Consider the following 19082-nt stretch of genomic DNA (forward strand, 5'->3'; position numbering starts at 1 on the left):
CTTCCTCCTAATTATATTTATTCATTAAATTAATAAATTCCATTCCTTCAACTCAATCTTTTAATCAATTAATTTTATTAACGAAATTAGTAATAATAGTTTTTAATTCTGTGTCAGAAATTTTTGATAACACTCAGTCAACAATTTTTCATCCAGGTTCAGGATTACCAATACCGATTCTCAATCTTTGAAAATTTGTAGTATGAAAATGACTAATCAAACTTTTAAGACCATTATGGCCAGCTGGGCTACCAAAATTTTTAAATTGTTGTTTGGTTATTGGAAAATCCTTTTCATCATGCAAAATAACTACGTCATTTAGTGATAATTTATAAAAGCTGATAATTTTTATCACTGAATCACCTGATAAATTCATGAAAGTTAGAGGCTTTGCCATAATAACTTTTTCTCCTGCAATATTTGCTGTAAATATTTGTGCTTGAAACTTTTCACCAGAAAAGTCTGCACGATAATGTTTTATCAACTCGTCAAGTACTAAAAAACCAGCATTGTGACGCGTTTGTTGATATTGCAATCCTGGGTTTCCCAATCCCACAATTAATTTCACTTACTTTTTATCTCCTAAAAACTTTTTAATTCGGCATAAAGTTTGTGCTTGAAATTCTCCATAGACATCCGACAAAGAGTCATTTTGAACAGAGGCCTTGATCATTGTAGCTAGTAAGTTGGCAACTGAAATAATTTTTAGACCCTTAAATTTTTTTGCTTCAGGAATTTCAATTGTATTTGTAACAACGATTTCCTTGACAATTTTATTTTGGATTGCGGTTGTCATTTTGCTTGGGCCTTCCCCATTAAATAATCCATGACCCCCAAAAATATAAACTTCTTTTGCTCCGTTTTCTTTTAAAGCATTGGCCGCGGCAATAATTGTCCCACCAGTATCTATCATGTCATCAACAATAAAACATACTCTATCTTGGATATCACCCAAAACAAATTCTACATTAGCTTTATTGGGTTCTGGCCTTCTCTTTGCAATAACAGCTATTCCATTTGTTAAACCGGCTGTATATTTTGCAACCTCATGAACACGAGTTAACCCTCCGTGATCTGGGGACACTAAAATACATTTGTTATGATCCAAATTATTATCAATTATTGTATTAATAATTTCGTTTGCCATAGTTTGAGCAGAGTGAAAGTTATCAACTGGAATATCAAAAAATCCCATTGACTGAGCTGAGTGGAGGTCCACGATAATAACTCGGTCGGCTCCAGCCTTCTCAATAAGGTTGGCAACTAATTTGGCTGTGATTGGTTGACGGCCTTTGGCTTTTCTATCTTGGCGTGCATATCCAAAATATGGTATTACAACGTTGATTTTTTGGGCACTTGCTCGCTTAAACATATCCACTGCAATCAACAGCTCCATCAAGTTTTCATTAACTGGCTGGCTTGTTGACTGAATTACATAAATTTCCTTACCCCGAACAGTATCCTCAGCTTGCATTAGGATTTCTCCATCAGCAAAAACGATTTTTTTTGCTATTTTTTGAGTGATTCCCAAAATTTTGCAAATTTCATCGGTTAATTTTTGGCTCGCTGATAAACCAAAAATATTTATTTCGTTTTGTTCCCTTGGCATATAAAAGAATTCTCGCTTCCCATAATATAAATATAACCTAAAAAATGTTATATTTATCATACTATTCCCAAAAATATGAAAAAATCGCTTTTATAAAAGCGATTTATTATAAATATTTACAAGTTCTAGAGTAGTCAAGTAACTATTGGTAGGAATTGCATTCTTATCAATAAGAATAAAAGCATTTTGGTAGATAAAGTTTTTAGTATTTTTAGAATTTACGAATTGTTTACTTGTTACTTCTTCATTTGGTTTGACAGCAACTTTATTAATACTGTTAACATAATCTTTATTTGCTAATAAAATCCCAGTCAAATTTAGTTTATAAGTTTTGATATTTTCAAATAAAAACATATTTAACTCGGTTTGGTCGTCTTGTTTAAGCTTATAAATAAAAATATTTAAGTTACTAAAAATCTTTTGGTATTCTTTTAAATTAGCCTTGTTTAGACCAAAAGCCAACCCAATTCCAGCTCCCAACGCTGTAAAACCCAAGATTGTAAGTCATGTTCAATAATCGACCATTTTAAATCCCAAAAAAATCACCAACGAAATTCCTACACTTAATCCAAAAATTGCCAGTAGAGAGGTTAAAAATATAATTAAATGCAGAGAGCTGATTCTAAATAACCGAAAGAAAATTAATTGAACTTGAAACAATTCAATTAAACCTTGTTTTAGAGAGTTTTTTGAAATTTTTGTATAGTCAACTGTGTTATCTTTTGCTATTGAATTTGCACTAATGGTTGGAAATAAAAATTTTTGATAATTTGCTTTAGTCTTTGGCTTCATAATTATTTAAAACACACCCTGTCACTTTGATTTTTATGCTGCTAATAGTATATAATAATACGGTTAGATTTATAACTATTTTTTAAATTATTAGGACGGAGAAAAAAATGAGTTTAGTATATATTGAAGGTTTAACTCATGCAAATGGAGGTAAAAAACTCTATGAAAATGCCACTTTAAGAATTAATAAAGGTGAGCATATTGCACTAGTTGGGGCAAATGGTGTTGGAAAAACAACGCTTTTAAATATTATAAATAATTCAATCATTCCAGATCACGGTAATATCGAGGTTCACCCTCGTGTTACTGTTGGATATTTAGACCAACATCAAAAAGTTGATGGGGAATTAACAGTAAATGCTTATTTGGAGGGAGCCTACAAAGAACTTTTTGATATTGAGGCCCAAATTTCAAAGATTTATGAAGATATGGCAATCGAATATAAAGAAGATGAATTAGTTCGCGCATTAAAGCTTCAAGAACATTTAGATTTAAATGACTTTGAAATAATTGGTAAGAAAATTCGTAGTTTAGTTGATGGTTTAGGAATTGAACACGAACGATTAGAACAAAAAATGAGCAGTTTATCTGGTGGGCAAAGGGGTAAAGTTCTTTTAGCGAAATTATTGCTAAGTGAAAATGACTACTTGCTTCTCGATGAGCCAACCAACTTTTTGGATATTGAGCAAGTTGACTGATTAGCAAAATTCTTACAAAGTTTTGAACCTGCCTTCATTATGGTTTCTCATGATAGTGAATTTATTAATAAAACTTGCAACATTATTTATGAAATTGAGAACCTTAAAATAAATCGTTACGTTGGAAACTTTGATAAATACATTGAACAATCTGAATTACGCAAGGAGCAATATACCAAGGAATGAGCTGGACAGCAAAAAACCATTAAAAAATTAGAAACTTATGTGGCAAAAAATGCCGCTAGAGCCTCAACCGCTAAGTCAGCACAATCTCGTCAAAAACAATTAGATAAAATGGATGTTATGAAGGAGCTTTCAGAACAAGCTAAACCAAAATTCAGTTTTAAATATAAAAGACCGGCAAGTTCAGTTATTGTTAAAGCTGAAAAATTAGAAATGGGTTATGATTTTGCTTTAACTCATCCACTTAACTTCGAGCTTCGTGAAGGTGAGAAATGTATTGTTTCTGGTTATAATGGAATTGGTAAGACCACCTTTTTGAAAACTTTAGCTGGAGAAATCCCAGCAATTAGTGGAACCTGCGAGTTAGGTAACGGCGTTCAAGTCGCATATTTTAGACAAATAGAAAAAAATACAGAAATGACACCTGTTCAATATATTAAAAATATTCACGAGGATATGCCTGAGTCAACAATTAGAGCCACAATTGCTAAGTTTGGACTGAAAAGTGCATTGATGAATAATCCGATGCATATGCTATCTGGGGGAGAACAGACCAAAGTTCGCTTAGCTGAAGCGAGTTTGATTCCTTGTAGCTTACTGATTCTTGATGAGCCAACAAACCATATAGATATTCTAGCAAAAGAAGCACTATTGGAGAGCATTAAAAATTTTGAGGGAACAGTATTACTTACAACTCATGATATTAACTTCTCAACTCAGTGAGCAGATAAAATTTTAGATTTTGAAAAGTTAGTATAATCATTTAACCAAATTTAATTTTAAAAATAATTTAATAAATAAAAAATACCCTATTGAGTTTCAATAAGGTATTTTTCATTTAGATTAATAATTTAATTATTGCTGCTTCATAAAAAATTTTATTTTAATAAGCTTTCATAATTAATGACAAAATTAAAAAATAAAATTTTCTAAATAATCTTTAATGTTTTTTTGTCAATTGTTATACATTTTTTCTCTTGCGATTCTAATTTCATCAACTTGCTTGGTAATTCCCGATTCAGAAGCCTTAATTCTTTCTAAACTGTCAAAAAATAATTTATTCAAAACTGGTAATTGCGTATCTTTTCATTGATTAAAGTTTGCAATTTTATCTTCAAGATTTGAATTGTTTTTTTGATTATTTAATTTATCTTCGACCAAAATTAAACTTTTAATTATTTGACCAACAAAGATAAAACTTTCTGGATCGCATAAATAAATATTCGGATTTTCATCAGATCTTTTAAATGGTATTCCTAAATATTTTTTATTAAATGACGTTGCAACTAGGATTCCATACTTTGATTTTTGTCTTGCCATATCTTCTGTCAATTTTTTTTCTCAAGCATTACTTCAATCAGCATTTTTAACTTCATAAACAATTTTGCCAACTGGTTCATTATTGTTTCTAACGGTGTGCAAGTAGTCTGCTTTTTTCTCTTGCGAAGTTATTTTTTCAATAATATCACCTGGTTCAAAAACTTTTCTCAACTCACCCTCAACTTCATGTTCAAAATTTTCACCTTTAGTTTTATTTTGAATTACTTTGTTTAAAATATTTGCGTGTTCTAATTCTTTAATTTGGGTTTGTAATTTAGAAATTTCTGAATTTAAAAGTTTTTCTGCCATCGCAACTTTTTCTAAATTTTCTTTTTGAAACTCTAATTTTATTTTATCAACTTCATTTTGATTACTAGTAATCAAAAGTTTTTGCTCACTGATTACTTTCTGAAATTCTTCTATTTCTTTTTGCTTGCTTATTAATAAAGCTTTTTCTTTTTCTGCAACTACTAAATCTAACTGGGATTTATTATTTTCTACAAGAGTTCTTAATTTAAAAATTTCTTCTTGTAATTTTTTTTCATTCTCATTTGAATTTGACTTCATTGCATTTTCTTGCTCAATCAATTTTTTTTGTAAAATTAAATCAAAGTTTGATAACTCTATTTTCTGATTATTGATTAATTGATTTAGCTTATCAATCTCAATTTGCTTTTCTTTTTGAAAAATATTTTCAGCCTCTGTTAATTTTTGACTAACAATTAAATCATTTTTTTGTTGTAGATTGGCTACAAGGTTTTTTTCTAATATTGAAATATAATCAGCTTCATGCTTCTGAAAAATTTCTTTCAGATTAGCTAGAATTGACTCGTTTTCTTTAAAATCCGCTGCAGTGATTTTATAGCTGCAGTTTGGACACGTAAATGTAAAATTCACTTTTATGTTCCTCCAAGTTTTTGCATATTTAAAATCGTAGTCTCTAATTAAAAAGTATTTTATTTTAATTACCGATCTTGTTTTAAATACAAATTTATCTTATCATTTTTAGTGATCATTTAAAATAGGTTTGTTATCAGCTTTGTTGAAACATTAATTTAGTTTAATATAATCTAGATAAATTTCTTAAATACAATTTAACACAAAAAAAATGACTTAATTGTCATTTCAAATATTTTAAAATCCTAAATCAATTTTGACATCTTCACGAGCTTCTGGAGTTGCTTCGAAAAACATTTTTGTTTCTAGTTTAGCATTACTTGCAGCAACAATTGCTGGCCAAGTTTGAATGTATGAATTAAATTTGCGAATTTCGCTATTGTAAAATCTGCGAGCTGCTGCAATATTGTCTTCACAATCAACAATAGTTTTTTGAAGTTGCTTAACAGTATCGCTAGCTTTTAAATTTGGATAACTCTCAAGAGCAACATTGACTTTACCTAGTGTTGAATTAATTTTGCTATCATATTCTGCAAAATCTTGGGGAGCAATTTTTCCTGATGTTCTTAATTTTGTAACTTCCATCAATGTTTTATTTTCATAGTTCATATAGCTTTTTGTTGAATCAACTAATTTCATTAAAGTGTCAGCTCTTCTTCTCAATTGAACATCAATATCCGAAGTTGTCTCTTCAATTTTTTGCTCTTGACGCTTAAAATTGTTTTTTGTTCCAATGTAAAGTCATAAAGTAATTGTCAAAGTCAAGACAAATGAGATGTAAACAATAAATTTACCAAATCCATTTGCTTTTACTAAAACTGTTTCGTTTTTTAATTTAGGTTCGTACGCCATTTTTTAATCCTCTATTCTAAATAATGATATCATTTTTAAATTTATAATTTTTTTAATTGAAATAATAATTTATCCTAAATCTTTTTTCATTATTTCACCAATTTCAAAAACATTATCAATTTGGTGATTTCCGTGTTTTAAAACGTTTGGCTTAGCGGTTTTCATAACAAAAGAGTTTGGGGTTAGGTCCAACATTTCAATATCATTTTCTCCGTCTCCGGATGTAATAATATCGCCAACTTCAATACTATGTTTTTTCATAATAAATTTAATTCCAAAAGCCTTTGAGACTTCTTTGTTTACAATTTCCAAAACATTTGTATGAGTTTTTATCGCTTTTAATCTATCTGATATTTTATTAGCTTTTTCTTGAACCAAACTTAAACTTTTTTCTTCTCCATAAAAATATATTATATTTATATTTCCTGAATTTAAAATATCTTTCTCTCCTTCAACATGATTGTTGTTTAAAGGAACACTGCCAATAAAAAAGGGATTATCGTGAATTACTGATATTTTTTCCGAGTTAAAATCTTTTCGCTCATCCATATCACAATAACCACTTATTAAATCTTTGTTTTCTAACAATAAATTTAAAATTGATTGGCGATCTTCCATTGGTATCGGAAGCGATTGAACTAATTTATCATTCTTATCGTAAACCGCTGCTCCATTACAGGCTATTATATAATTGTATTTTATATTGTTGTTTTTTAATACATCTTTTATTTCGTTATGTAATCTTCCGCTAGCAATTGCAAATTGATTGTTTCTATCCATAAAACTTGAAATAAAATCCAAGTCTCTTTTATCAATAGAGTCATCGTGTTTTAAATTAATAGTTCCATCATAATCTGAAAATCATCATTTCATATTTTTACTCCTTTAACATTATTATACCTATTATCATTTGATAATTTTAAAAACATTTATATTTTAAAGATGTGTTTAACTATTTTTGAAAGGCGATTAAACTTTGATTAAAAATTTAGACACTATCTTAGACAATAAAATAAATTTAAAAATTAACTATCATTTTCCAAATTTTTTTTCTCAAAACGGTAATAATCATTGTTGTTATCTTTTCAAGAATTTAGCTCCGTAACTAACGATTTTAAATTTGAAAATTCATTTTTGTTTTTATAAAATAAAAAAGTTTTTAAATAGTCATTAAACACAATAAATGAACGCAAGGGACTTGCCAAAATTAAATTGTCTTTTATTTCAATGTCCATCAAATTGTTATGAATGAAAATAGTTCGATTTTCTTGTTCTTGTATTTTGCAATTATAATTTGAAGTTATCAAATAAGTTTTGAGATTTGGCTTTGTTTTTTTTAAAAGATTGAAAAAATCTATTGTGAACTCAGAAACACCCTTAAAAGAATAAATTATTAATAAATCATCATCTTCAATTTCTGTAATTAGTTGCTTAAAATTATTTTTGTTTTTAATTAATTGTATACATTTTAATTCTAATTTAGAAAACATCCCAAATAAATCATTAACCGCCAGCAGGCCATGTCCTTGCCCAAAGCCCAGGATTCTATTAGCTTCACTAATATCATCACACAACTTATCTATTTTAATAAATTGATCATCCAATATTAATTTATTTTTAAAGTCGGCAGTTTTATTATTATTGAATATCAAATTTGTAATTTGATTTTTCAAGTTAATCTCTTTGTTGAATGATTCGTCAATTCTAGCAGCGCTTTTCATTCCTTTTAAAATTCCCAATCTAAAGATAAAGGTTTTTCAGCCCTTGGTCTCAATGCAAGCCAAAAAAGTATAAATGAAGCTAATGCCACAACCATACTTTTCTGATATTTCACGAACACTTAATTCCAAAATGTCATCTAGATTGTTGATGACATAGTTGTATAAGTCTACTTGTTTTTCATTTAAATTTTCTAAATTAAATTTCTTGAATTCTTTTTTCATTTTTAACCTTAACTTTGCTGCTTTCTTTAAGAAATACAGAATTAATTATACCTCCAAAAATTGGAGAAGTTAAGGTTAGAATTAAAAATCCAATGTTAAATGAAGGATATTCTAGACCGCATAACTTTAAAAAGTTATCTGTTGAAAATCCGAAGAAGACACCTAAAATATTGTTGTATCCACCGAATGTTTTAATATGAAATACACCGATTATTGCTCCACAATATATCGCAAGAAGATAATTAGATAGGTACGCTTTTCATTTATATTTTTCTAAAGTTCACAAAGCCCCTTCTGAAATACCATTGAATCCTTGTTTTCCAGCTAGTTTTGACAAATTCAACTCTTTTTCGTCTAATTTATTTTTCAATAATAATCCACGAGCCCAAACAGCTAGACCTGGTGTTGAAATAGCAATTACTTGGGCGGTCAGCGGAGTCATTCAAGGATTTTGCGGACTTATTGCAAATGAGTCTAAAAAGAACAAGGCCGAAAATGTAATTGTTCATTTATTTATTGGTCCTCCCATGTCAGTAACCATTAAGCCAAAAAAAACTGTTGCAACAATAGTTCTAAACCATCAATGATTGCTGTCAAGTTTGATTATATTTTCAAACAAAAAGTTATTTGCCATAGCTATTTGATTAAAGCTATAAAAAGCAATTAATCCGATAACAAATACCAAAATAATTTGTAAAAATCATTTAAATCCCCCATTTAATTTTTTATTTTTTAAAAAAATAAGTGAATTTAATTTATATACATAGAGATGGTACAAAATTGCAACTGCGGAAATAACAATCGCCCCCATGACCCCATATGATGCAAAATACTTTTCTAGTCCTGTTGAAGCTCCAAGATTATTAAAATTTTTATAAATTGTAATTATAAATAAAGAACCTCCAACAACGCTTCCGGTCCCCTCTGATTTAGTAAAACTATACGTGATAAAACCAGCAATTATAGGAATTCCAGGAATTGCCATATATTGTAAAACATCAAGAGAGTCTTTTAAAAATTTACTTTCTGGGGCAAGTTGTACTGCAAAAACAAACAACGCAATCACCAAGGCAAATAGTCTAATTATGTTATAGGTTTTTCCTGCAGAAAATGAGGAATTCTGATGTAATTTTATCTTAAAAAAATTGCTTACTGCGGCTTTATTTTTATTTATTTTTATATTACCTTTTAAAATTTCAAAAATTCTTTCTGTGTTTTTTATTGCATCAATTGTTCTTGTTCGGTAAATATTTTCATGATTAATATGTTTTAAATCCAAGTTTTTATCAACGGCAATTAAAACCCCTTTTGCCTTTTTCAGATCTTCTTCAGTGATAATATTTTGATCTCCCCGAGCACCATGTGTTTCTACTTTTATTTTGAAATTGTTTTCTTTCGCAAATTTCAATAATTTCTGCTCAGCTAAATAAGTGTGGGCCAAACCAAAAGTACAGGCTGAAACAGCGACATAAAAATCTTTTTCTTCATCTGCAACTAAAATTTCTTCGGTAGTATTTCATTTTTCTTCAAATACATTTTTGATTTCAATAAATAACTTATCTTTATCTTTTTCTGTTGATAAAACATTTATGAATTTTTCGTCTAATAATTTATTTGCTAAAATTCCCAAAATTCTTAAATGTTCATCTCCGACCCTCTCATTTTCAGGAACCAAAATACAAAAGAATTTGTCTGAAATTTCTCCATCCATAGCTTTTCAATCTATACCTTTTTTTAAGCGAATAAATAATACTGCACTTTTTTTTATTTCTTTAAATCTAGTGTGTGGAATTGCTATACCATTTTCAAATCCAGTTGAAGATAATTCTTCTCTTTCCTTAATTTTTTGAATCAACTTTTCTTTATTGTCACAAATTTTATTTCTTAAACAAATTTCAGCAATTTTATTTAATAATTCTTCTGGAGAATTAACATCGACGTTAATATTTAAATATTGATTTTGAAAAACTTTTTCATCAGTCATTTATTTTTCTCCTTTTTTAATAATTGTTTTAAATTTATTTGCACCAATTTTATTAACTAGTTTTTTTTCTTGTCTTTCCAATGAATTTGATTCAACAAGGTTAGAACCGATATCTAAAATTTTTATTTCAACTTCTTTTTCTGATGGATTGTACAACCTAAAAACCTGTTCATTATTGTTATAACTTTTTTTAGCACAAGCTACGAAGAAATTATTTTCTCACTCAAACAAATTGCTAGGCTTTGGAGCTTTATTCAACTGGTCCACTTTTGACATTCAAAATGTTTGTCCCTTAAATAAGTAAACTGAAATATTTTGTTTTTGAAAAGCAGAAGTTGGTAGGAAGTGCATTTTTGAAGCAACTGCAATATTCTTATCGTTTGAAATTTTAAAGTTAAAATTGAACTCCATTTCTTCTAACAGATTACTTTCGGGAGTTGCATATGGATAATCATTGATTCCACTGGCTCTTCCTGGACGATATTCAAGACCTCTTCTTCCAATTAAAGAAACTCCCCTAAATAAAGTTACAGCAATTGTTGAAAAATCTTTATCAATAATTTCATATTCATTATTTCCAATAGTAAAAATTGAGTATTTTGTTTCTCCTTCTGGATTTAAATATACTAATGACTCACAAGTTTCAATGCAAACCGGATTATCTTTTCATTTGTCTTGTTCTCAACGATTTGCATTTCATTGATCGATAACTGGTCGCTTAATTAAAGATCCTGATTGATCAGCAAAAGAAAAATCGTTTTTAGTTTTTGTATTTCATAAGATTCTTCAACGGATATCTTTTGCCTTATTTAATAAATTAATTTTTATATCAACACTTTCTGAATTTATAAATATTTTGATTAAAATATTTTGGTCAATTTTTTTTGGCGACTCAAGACTTTCAAAAACTTTTCAGTTCTGATCAACAACTACTAAGTTATTGTCCTGGATGGTGAAATTGTTTGTACTGATTAATTCGTTTATTTTTTTACGATTTATTTTAGATGGTGAAAAATCATAGGTATCACCAGCATCAAACATTGCTTCTAAAGAAATAATTGTTTCTTTACTATTTTGCGTCATTAATATATCACCATTTTTTAGAACTTCAATTCCAATGTCATTTATCTCAAGTTTGTTTTTGATTTTCTTTTCAAAAATTGGGGCGCTTACTAATTTTAATTCATCATCGGACACTTTGAATATATCATAAAATAATCCATCAATTTTTGGTGTCAGAAATTCAATTTCAGTTACATAAAATCCTTTTTCATCGTTATTTGTTGTGTTATAGTGGGTTTCATTTTCAATTATGAATTGATCGCGATTATAAAATTTTTGATTAATGATTCTATAGCTAATTGAACTTTGATCTTTAAAAATTTCAAACTTTTTGTTTCGAGTAACAATTGGCATTACAACTTTAACTGACCTTCTAAAAGGTAGAGGATTAAAAATTATTAAATCTTTTTTTTGTAAATTTAAATATTCAGTGATTCTTCTTTTAATTAAAACGGTTTGAGATTCAAGCATCGACTGAACTTGTTTTAATCGAATAATTATTTCGCGGTTTGTTTCATCCGTGCAGCTACCTCCAAGACTATCGTGAGCATGACATTCAAGTAGTAGTTTATTTGCTTTTTCAAAAATTCTTTCAGGATATTTGCCTGTAAATTTTTGATAAATTAGACCCATGGGCTCTGCTTCATTATACAATTGATTTTCAACTTTTTTTGAAAGTAATTTAATATCGTATCGAGAAGAGGCAATGGTTCTGTGAGTTCTTGAGTACTGTCCGTATTTTAACTCTCCTTGAATTTCATTTTTGGACAAATTTTTTGTAGATTTTTTAATATCCTCACAAAATGAATCATAGTCGCTTAAAATTCATTCATGTTCTAAATCAATTTTATTTAATTCGTCAACAAATAAAGGTAATCATTCAATAATCGGGGCTTGATCCGAACCAAAGGGAAAGCACAATACATTACCGGTATTTTTATTTACTTTTTTTCAATTAATTAAATCTTCGTGAGTCGAACTAAACTTATCTAGATACTCTTTTGCCAAGTCACTCATATTTTTTTTATCTCATTTTTTATAAACAGAGTCAAAGGCTCAAAAAGTTAAACCATATCCATATTTAAAAATGTTGTAAAAGTCAACTTTTGATCCATCAATTCCTTTTCATTCACTATAAACCGATTTTTCAATGTGATCTTGATTAACACCTCTTCACTGAATCAAAGTGTCGCACTCAGTTGATTTTAGTATTTGTGGCATGTTAGAATTAAAACCAAAAGAATCGGGAGTGTAGGCATTTTTTAAGCTGTGACCTCTTTTTTCTGAACCCAGTTTTCCGATAACTAAATTTCTAATAATTGATTCCCCATTTGTGTTAAACATATCTGGTTGAGTATACCATGGTCCAACCAATAACTTTTTGTCTTTGATTAATTTATTAATAATTTTTTCGTCTTCTGGAAAATAGCTTAAATAGTCGTCAATAATTGACAGCTGACTATCAAAAACAATACTTTTAAAACTTTCAAGATTATCACAAATTGATTTTAGTTTTTGAATATTATCTACTAAAAAAACTGTTGATACTTCTTTGGTAAAATATCACTCTTTATCCCAATGGGTGTGGGGAACAAAGTGAATTCTTCATTTCTTATTCATTTTTTTATCCTCTATCTATAATAAATGTTTTTATTTCATAACTTTTAAATACTAAATTTGGTTTGCAATTTTTTCGCTCTAACAAATTGACTTCTTCTTTAATTTTGAAAGCCCCCTTGGTTTGTAAAGCTTCTTTTTTATCTGAGGAATTAAATATTCTCAATATAATTTGGTTTTTAGATTCGTGTTTTTTAATTGCCTTAACAATTAAATTTTGATTTTCTATAGTTAATAAATTGGCAAGTTCAATTTCTCTAATATCTCCTAAATCAGATATTAGAAATCTTTCAAATCTATTAGAATATAAATTTAAATTTTGCTTTTGATAATAGATTGGTTTTGCCAACTTATTTTGTGCAAGATTTCAAACTGAGTTACTGATATTTTCAACAAAAAGATCAAATTCAAAATTAATTTCTTTTAGCAATTTAGAATCCTCAGTTTCAATTAAATAATCACTGGTTCCGCTTGCCCGACCCGGTCGCCATAACAAATTATTTCTTCCCAATAACGAAACGCTTCTAAATAATGTCAATGCAATAATGTTGAATTGCTTTCCTATTATTTGGTATTCATTTGTGCCTCGTGTTATTAATCCAAACTGGTAAACATCATTTTTTAAATAAACAAATGATTCGTTGGTTTCGATTTCGATTGGTTTTTCGTTTCATCCTTTTTCATTTCAAAATTCATTTTCTTTTAACACTACTGGTCTTTTTTCAACACCATATGCCTGATTGGCAAATGAAAATTGAGAATCATAAATCTGAGAATCAAATAAAATTCTTCACTTAATGTTTTCGTTTTTATTATTTATCGTAACTTTAAAATTTATTAAATTTTCCTGACTAATAAAAATTTTTATTAAAATTTTTTGGTCTTTTCCGTTTTTTATTGAGTAATTATTTTCAATAATTATTTCGCAATGCTTGTCAAACTCCTTGATTTTAGATTTTGAATTAATCAAATCATTGATTATGAAATTTTCAATTGTTTCTGGGGAAAAATCATATGAGTCACCCATATCTCTTTGAGCTTGTAAAACCATTTGCTTTTCAAAATTTATATTTTTGATTTTATCAAATAAATTTATTTCACCATCAGTGGTTATAGTAATTTTTCATTTTTGATTTTCTCAAGTATTTTTATTTTTTCAATCAACGTTAACAACTTTGTTATTCAATTCTTTAATAAATAATTTTTTAGCTTGTAGGCCTTCGAATTTAGATTCCAATAACAAAATTTTAGTTTTTCAATATCCATTTATTGCTTCTTGAGATTCTCCATTAGTACCTGTATTTATTTCCAGGTTTGGATTTATAAAAGTATTTTCCAAAATTATTTTTTCAATCTTTTTGGTTCCACAACTAATTTCAAAATCTTGGGTTTTTGTAAAAATTGTCATTTCCATATCTGTTTTTATTTTTTTAGGATTGGGGTTAAATAATATTAGTTCATTCACTTTACTATTATTGGTAATTGATTTAAAAATTTTTGTAATTTGAGATTGTGCTCATTGCTTCGCTCAGTTTAAACGAGCAATAACATCTTTATTTGTTGCATCCGTATTACATCCCCCAAGGCTATCGTGAGCGTGAGAAATCAAAGCACTTTTCAAAATCTTATTAATTATTTCTTTTGGATAAGCACCCCCGATTTGTTCAAAGTAAACCGCCAGTGGTTCTAGTTGTTCAAAAATTAAATTATCAACTTCTTTTGCTAACTGCTTGATATCAACTCTTTGTGATCCAATAGTTTTGTGAATTCGAGAATTTTCAGGACTTTTTAATTCACCTTTAACTGTCGGTATTTCTGTAATATTTTCAATCGCTTCAAAGTATTCATCATAACTTGATCAATACCAATCGTGTTCATTATCAATCTTATTTAATTCTGCCAGAAAAATATCAATATACTCATTGACAGGTGCTTGATCTCCTCCCAAGGGAAGAAGTAAATTATTTGGTGAATGCGGATTAAATTTTTTAAGCTCCCCAAGAGTTTTACCAAAATCTTTTGAAAACTTTTTAGCATAATCTGCTGCATTGTTTTGATTTAATTCCAGATAAGGGAAAAAGCTTCCCATAATTCAGTAGCCCTTTAAAAAGTTATACGATTTTATTTTAGTTCCATCCAGACCCTCTCAATAATGCAAAACAGAATTTTGCATTTTTTCTTTTGTAATTCCTCTTCAATAAATCATATTATCAAGCTCAGCTAATTTATAAATTTGTGGCATTTGACTACTTTGGCCAAAAGAGTCTGGAACATAGGCATTGCGCATTGAACTTCCAAAACTTTCAGCCATGTTAGTGCCGATCAATAAATTTCTGACAATTGCCTCGGAAGTTGTATTAAATAAATCAGGTTGTGAATACCATGGTCCTAAAATTATTTTATTATTTTTTATATTAGTTGCTAACTCATTTTCATTACCATTAAAAATTTTAAAATCATCAATAATGGAACTCTGGCCATCATAGGTAAAATTTTTAAAATTTTCATTTGATTTAATTGCTTTATTAAGTTTTTCAAGATTGCCATTTAATAGTAAGTCTGAATCTTGTTTTGTGAAATATCATTCTTTATCCCAATGGGCGTGAGGAACAATGTGTATTCTTATTTTTTTCATAATCTTCTCCTTAAATTATTAAATTTTTTTGAGCTGTTTTAATCCAGACTTTTTTGTTTCAAAGGATTCAATAAATTGAGCCTCGAATTATTTCCTCAAATGCTTGAATTGAACAAATTGATAACATTAAAATTATTGCCCGAGAGTTTACATTTGCTTGATTTGTAAAATCAAAATTTGGTGGAAAAATTAGATTACTGGTTAAGATTACTAAACCAATGTTGAAGATTGATAAAGTAATCGCCGCACATATTACCGGAATTATCGTATACTTCGCCGCCCTTAAGCACGAAAGTCCGACTTGATTCATTGTTCTCCCAAAGTCTTGCAAGCCAATAATGACTAACATAAATATTCCAACAGAAAAAATAATATCGACTGGAATGTTGTAGAGTATAAACAAAGGATAAGCTAGAACCACCACAATTAAAGAAAATGGCAGTGCAATTAATAAAGTCATATACCAAAACCGGTTTGCAATTTTAATTTCTCAATTTTCGATTTTAGAACCAATTAATCTCGCGACAAAAATCGAAGAGACTTGGCCAAGTGATGACGAAAGTAAAAGACCAAAATTTGTAATTTGTTGAGCAGCAATTAAAGTATTAAAAAGGGCGTCATCTCTGCCAAACTCGTTGGAGGCCAAGGTAACATATCTTGTTGTAAAAGCCCCGGCAAAATTAAAAATCATTGCTTCAATTGCTGTTGGCACACCAATAATCAAAATAAGTTTAATGATAGATTTATTTCAACAACTTTTGTTGGCGATAAAAATCATTTTAATATTGAAATGTTTAACATTTAAAACCATTAACGTGACTGTCAAAAATATCGCCGATCCCAGACTTCCATAAGCGGTTCCAACTGCGGCAAAGTCTGTGGTCAAAGCAATGGATCAAACAATTATGGAATTTACAATGTTTGATAACACTAGTATCAAAAAAATTGTTTTCATTTTACCAATAGCAATCTCTGCACGCTGAGAAACAACATTAATACTAGTTAAGAATAAAATTACTAGATTAATATAGTAAATCATATCCGCGGTTTTTCAATATTTTTCTTCTAAATTCACCCAACGGTATGTAAAGTTTTTCATGGCTAATAATCCTACAATAACAACCATTGAAATCAAAAGATTAAACATTCAGCCTGTAAAAATTGCTTTATGCAAGTCCTGGTCGCGTCCCTGACCCAACATATTTCCAATAACAATAAAAACCCCTGCTGAAGCAAAACTTGGAAGAAAAATTACTCAGTTATAAGCAAAATTTGCTTTATTAACTACAGCAGTCCAGACTCCACCATCAACTCATCGCAAAAGCAAACTATTGGCCATAGCAATAATCACTGTTGAAATCATTTGTAAATAAATTGGAAGCGTAAGTGATCATAAATTTTTATAAAATTTTTTATAAATCAGAAAATCAAGATGCGGATTATCCTGGACGATGGTTTGTTCTGCCTCTGACAGATTTCAAGCAAAGCGACTTTCTTTGGGTTCTTTTTTCATTCCGTCTCTCTCGTGTATACTTTTGATACAATATTATTTTACTATTAATATATTTTCGATTTTTTTTTTCGCAATTTTGGAATATTATTCTAAGAGCAAGTGGTAAAATATGGAAAAGGAATAATAAGACAGTGAAAAAAATTTTAACTATTTTAGGGAGTTTTACTCTATTTGCATCCCCGATAAGTGCCACAGTAAGTTGCTTTTCGATTGGCGAAGATGCTTTAATTTATTTATCATCAAAAATTACTGGTGATTATCAAAATAGTAACAAAAAGAAAATTATTAAGTTTACCAAAAGTGATCATGAAATTGCATATGATTATAGTCCCCTTTTAACTGATTTTTTGAAACTAATGGGCAGTGATAAATTTGATACCAACAAGTATCGTTCTTTGCAAATGCAGTTTTTAACTGAGCAAGAGTTTTTTGACTATCAAACTGAAAATAGTGGTGAAAAGCCCAATATAGAATATCAAGTTCAGGACCCCAAAAAGCAATCACCCTATCAAGCGAATTATAAAAATCAAGACGATGAAGAAATTTTTGACCTTCTCCAAATTATTAGAGTTGAAAACTATCAAGACAGTCCGGTACAAGTGGGCAATGATATTTATTTTAAAGAGGTTTTGGTTAGAGAATGAAATTTTAATGATGATGGTTCAGGGATTGGATTTTATGAGGCCACTAAAAATACGAAAAAAGTTGAAATCTATGTTAGAAATAAAACTATTGTTGAACTAAGCGAAGAGGCAATTACAATTAATTAATGACAATTGCTTTTGCAAATAAAATTACTGTTCTTAATTTATAAAAAACTTTATTGAATTTCTCAATAAAGTTTTTTATTTATTAAAGTTAATTGTCCATATAATCATTTTGAATCACATAAAGCTTTGCTTATCTAATTCTTTTTTGCGATTCTCCATCAAATAGGAAATACTTTTCAAATACTACATTTATTTTTTGGTCTGCTTCAACTTCAGAATTATTTGAAACGGTCACTGAAATATTTGAGTTATCATCCACGAAACCTTTAATCTCTTTTTCTTTTCCCAATAATTCCACGTGAATTACCAAGACTTGTGTATCTGTCTTTGATTTTGAAATTTTGACAGACTCACTTCTAACACACAAATAAATTCATTTGCTATTTTGTTTTTTTATTGTTTCGATTTCCTCTTTTGAAAGTTTAACCTTAATAGTTTTGGATTCATTTACAAAATATTCTCCCTCTAAAATACCTTTGTACTGATTTATAGTTGGGTTACCAATAAAATTGGCAACAAATAAATTTTCAGGGTTTTCATATAAATCAGTTGGTGATCCTACTTGCTGAATTTTTTGATCATTCATCAAAACAATTTTAGTTGCCATTGTCATGGCTTCGACTTGGTCATGGGTTACATAAATAGTTGTTGATTCTAGTGCTTTATGAATTTTAACTATTTCTGTACGCATTGTCTCTCTCAACTTAGCATCCAAGTTTGATAATGGTTCATCCATTAAAAATAATTTGGGCTTACGCACAATTGCTCGACCAAGCGCTACTCGTTGGCGTTGTCCCCCAGATATTTCGCTTGGTTTTTTATATAGTAAGTGCGTAATGTTTAAAATTTCAGCAACATCTTTGACTCTTTGATCAATTAAATCTTTTTTTGCTTTTTTCATTTTCAATCCAAAGCCCATGTTTTTATATACATTCATATGAGGATACAAAGCATAGCTTTGAAAAACCATCGCAATATCACGATCTTTTGGAGGTAAATCATTTGCTCTTTTCTCATCAAATACTAAATCTCCTTTAGTAATTGAATTTAATCCTGCAATCATTCTTAACAAAGTAGTTTTTCCACAGCCACTAGGGCCTAGCATTACACAAAAATCTTTGTCTTCAATACTTAAATTGATATTTTCAAGCGTGTATAAGGGGTTTCCCTCATATTTTTTTGATAAATTTCTTAATTCTACTTTCAT

General features: G+C 28.9%; 14 protein-coding genes. 2 read left to right on the forward strand and 12 right to left on the reverse strand.

The genetic code is table 4. The features are described from left to right. Positions 1-7: 7 nt before the first annotated feature. From pth to SSABA_RS04375, 3 genes are all read right to left on the reverse strand, one after another. Positions 8-568, reverse strand: coding sequence for an aminoacyl-tRNA hydrolase (gene pth / locus SSABA_RS04365; RefSeq protein WP_025251373.1), 561 nt, complete (start codon positions 566-568; stop codon positions 8-10). Beyond that, positions 569-1609 carry a ribose-phosphate diphosphokinase gene (locus SSABA_RS04370; protein ID WP_025251374.1) on the reverse strand — a complete coding sequence of 347 codons (1041 nt, stop codon included), beginning with the start codon at positions 1607-1609 and terminating at the stop codon, positions 569-571. It lies immediately after the preceding gene. A 90-nt stretch (positions 1610-1699) separates the two neighbouring features. After that, positions 1700-2401, reverse strand: a complete 702-nt coding sequence (locus SSABA_RS04375) for a hypothetical protein (protein WP_025251375.1) — start codon at positions 2399-2401, stop codon at positions 1700-1702. A 107-nt stretch (positions 2402-2508) separates the two neighbouring features. On the opposite strand from SSABA_RS04375, the gene SSABA_RS04380 reads away from it, so the two are divergent. Further along, complete coding sequence (locus tag SSABA_RS04380; RefSeq protein WP_025251376.1) at positions 2509-4041, forward strand: ABC-F family ATP-binding cassette domain-containing protein; 1533 nt, start codon at positions 2509-2511, stop codon at positions 4039-4041. Positions 4042-4194: 153 nt separating this feature from the next. On the opposite strand, the gene SSABA_RS04385 is transcribed toward SSABA_RS04380, so the two are convergent. The 8 genes from SSABA_RS04385 to SSABA_RS04420 all read right to left on the reverse strand — a co-directional run bounded on the left by SSABA_RS04385 (position 4195) and on the right by SSABA_RS04420 (position 17105). Further along, a complete protein-coding gene (locus SSABA_RS04385; protein WP_025251377.1) occupies positions 4195-5499 on the reverse strand; it encodes a DUF2130 domain-containing protein in 1305 nt (434 codons plus the stop codon). Between the two features lie 237 nt (positions 5500-5736). After that, positions 5737-6351 carry a LemA family protein gene (locus SSABA_RS04390; protein ID WP_025251378.1) on the reverse strand — a complete coding sequence of 205 codons (615 nt, stop codon included), beginning with the start codon at positions 6349-6351 and terminating at the stop codon, positions 5737-5739. Between the two features lie 69 nt (positions 6352-6420). Then, entirely contained in the window at positions 6421-7224 is an 804-nt protein-coding gene (locus SSABA_RS04395; protein WP_025251379.1) for an HAD-IIB family hydrolase, read from the reverse strand. Between the two features lie 152 nt (positions 7225-7376). Next, positions 7377-8294 (reverse strand): MurR/RpiR family transcriptional regulator, encoded by a 918-nt coding sequence (locus SSABA_RS04400; protein WP_025251380.1) that lies wholly within the window; start codon positions 8292-8294, stop codon positions 7377-7379. Beyond that, positions 8269-10278, reverse strand: coding sequence for a fructose PTS transporter subunit IIA (locus SSABA_RS04405; protein WP_025251381.1), 2010 nt, complete (start codon positions 10276-10278; stop codon positions 8269-8271). Before SSABA_RS04405 ends, SSABA_RS04400 begins: the two co-directional genes overlap by 26 nt. Continuing rightward, positions 10279-12960, reverse strand: a complete 2682-nt coding sequence (locus SSABA_RS04410; RefSeq protein WP_025251382.1) for a glycoside hydrolase family 38 N-terminal domain-containing protein — start codon at positions 12958-12960, stop codon at positions 10279-10281. Positions 12961-12964: 4 nt separating this feature from the next. After that, positions 12965-15592 carry a glycoside hydrolase family 38 N-terminal domain-containing protein gene (locus tag SSABA_RS04415; RefSeq protein ID WP_025251383.1) on the reverse strand — a complete coding sequence of 876 codons (2628 nt, stop codon included), beginning with the start codon at positions 15590-15592 and terminating at the stop codon, positions 12965-12967. Positions 15593-15602: 10 nt separating this feature from the next. Further along, positions 15603-17105, reverse strand: a complete 1503-nt coding sequence (locus tag SSABA_RS04420) for an MATE family efflux transporter (protein WP_025251384.1) — start codon at positions 17103-17105, stop codon at positions 15603-15605. A 131-nt stretch (positions 17106-17236) separates the two neighbouring features. Between SSABA_RS04420 and SSABA_RS04425 the strand changes: the two genes are divergently transcribed. Then, positions 17237-17875, forward strand: coding sequence for a lipoprotein (locus SSABA_RS04425; RefSeq protein WP_025251385.1), 639 nt, complete (start codon positions 17237-17239; stop codon positions 17873-17875). Between the two features lie 130 nt (positions 17876-18005). Here the strand turns inward: SSABA_RS04425 and SSABA_RS04430 are convergent, their stop codons facing one another. After that, positions 18006-19082 carry an ABC transporter ATP-binding protein gene (locus tag SSABA_RS04430; RefSeq protein WP_025251386.1) on the reverse strand — a complete coding sequence of 359 codons (1077 nt, stop codon included), beginning with the start codon at positions 19080-19082 and terminating at the stop codon, positions 18006-18008.

The organism is Spiroplasma sabaudiense Ar-1343 (assembly GCF_000565215.1).
Lineage (GTDB): Bacteria > Bacillota_I > Bacilli_A > Mycoplasmatales > Mycoplasmataceae > Spiroplasma_B > Spiroplasma_B sabaudiense.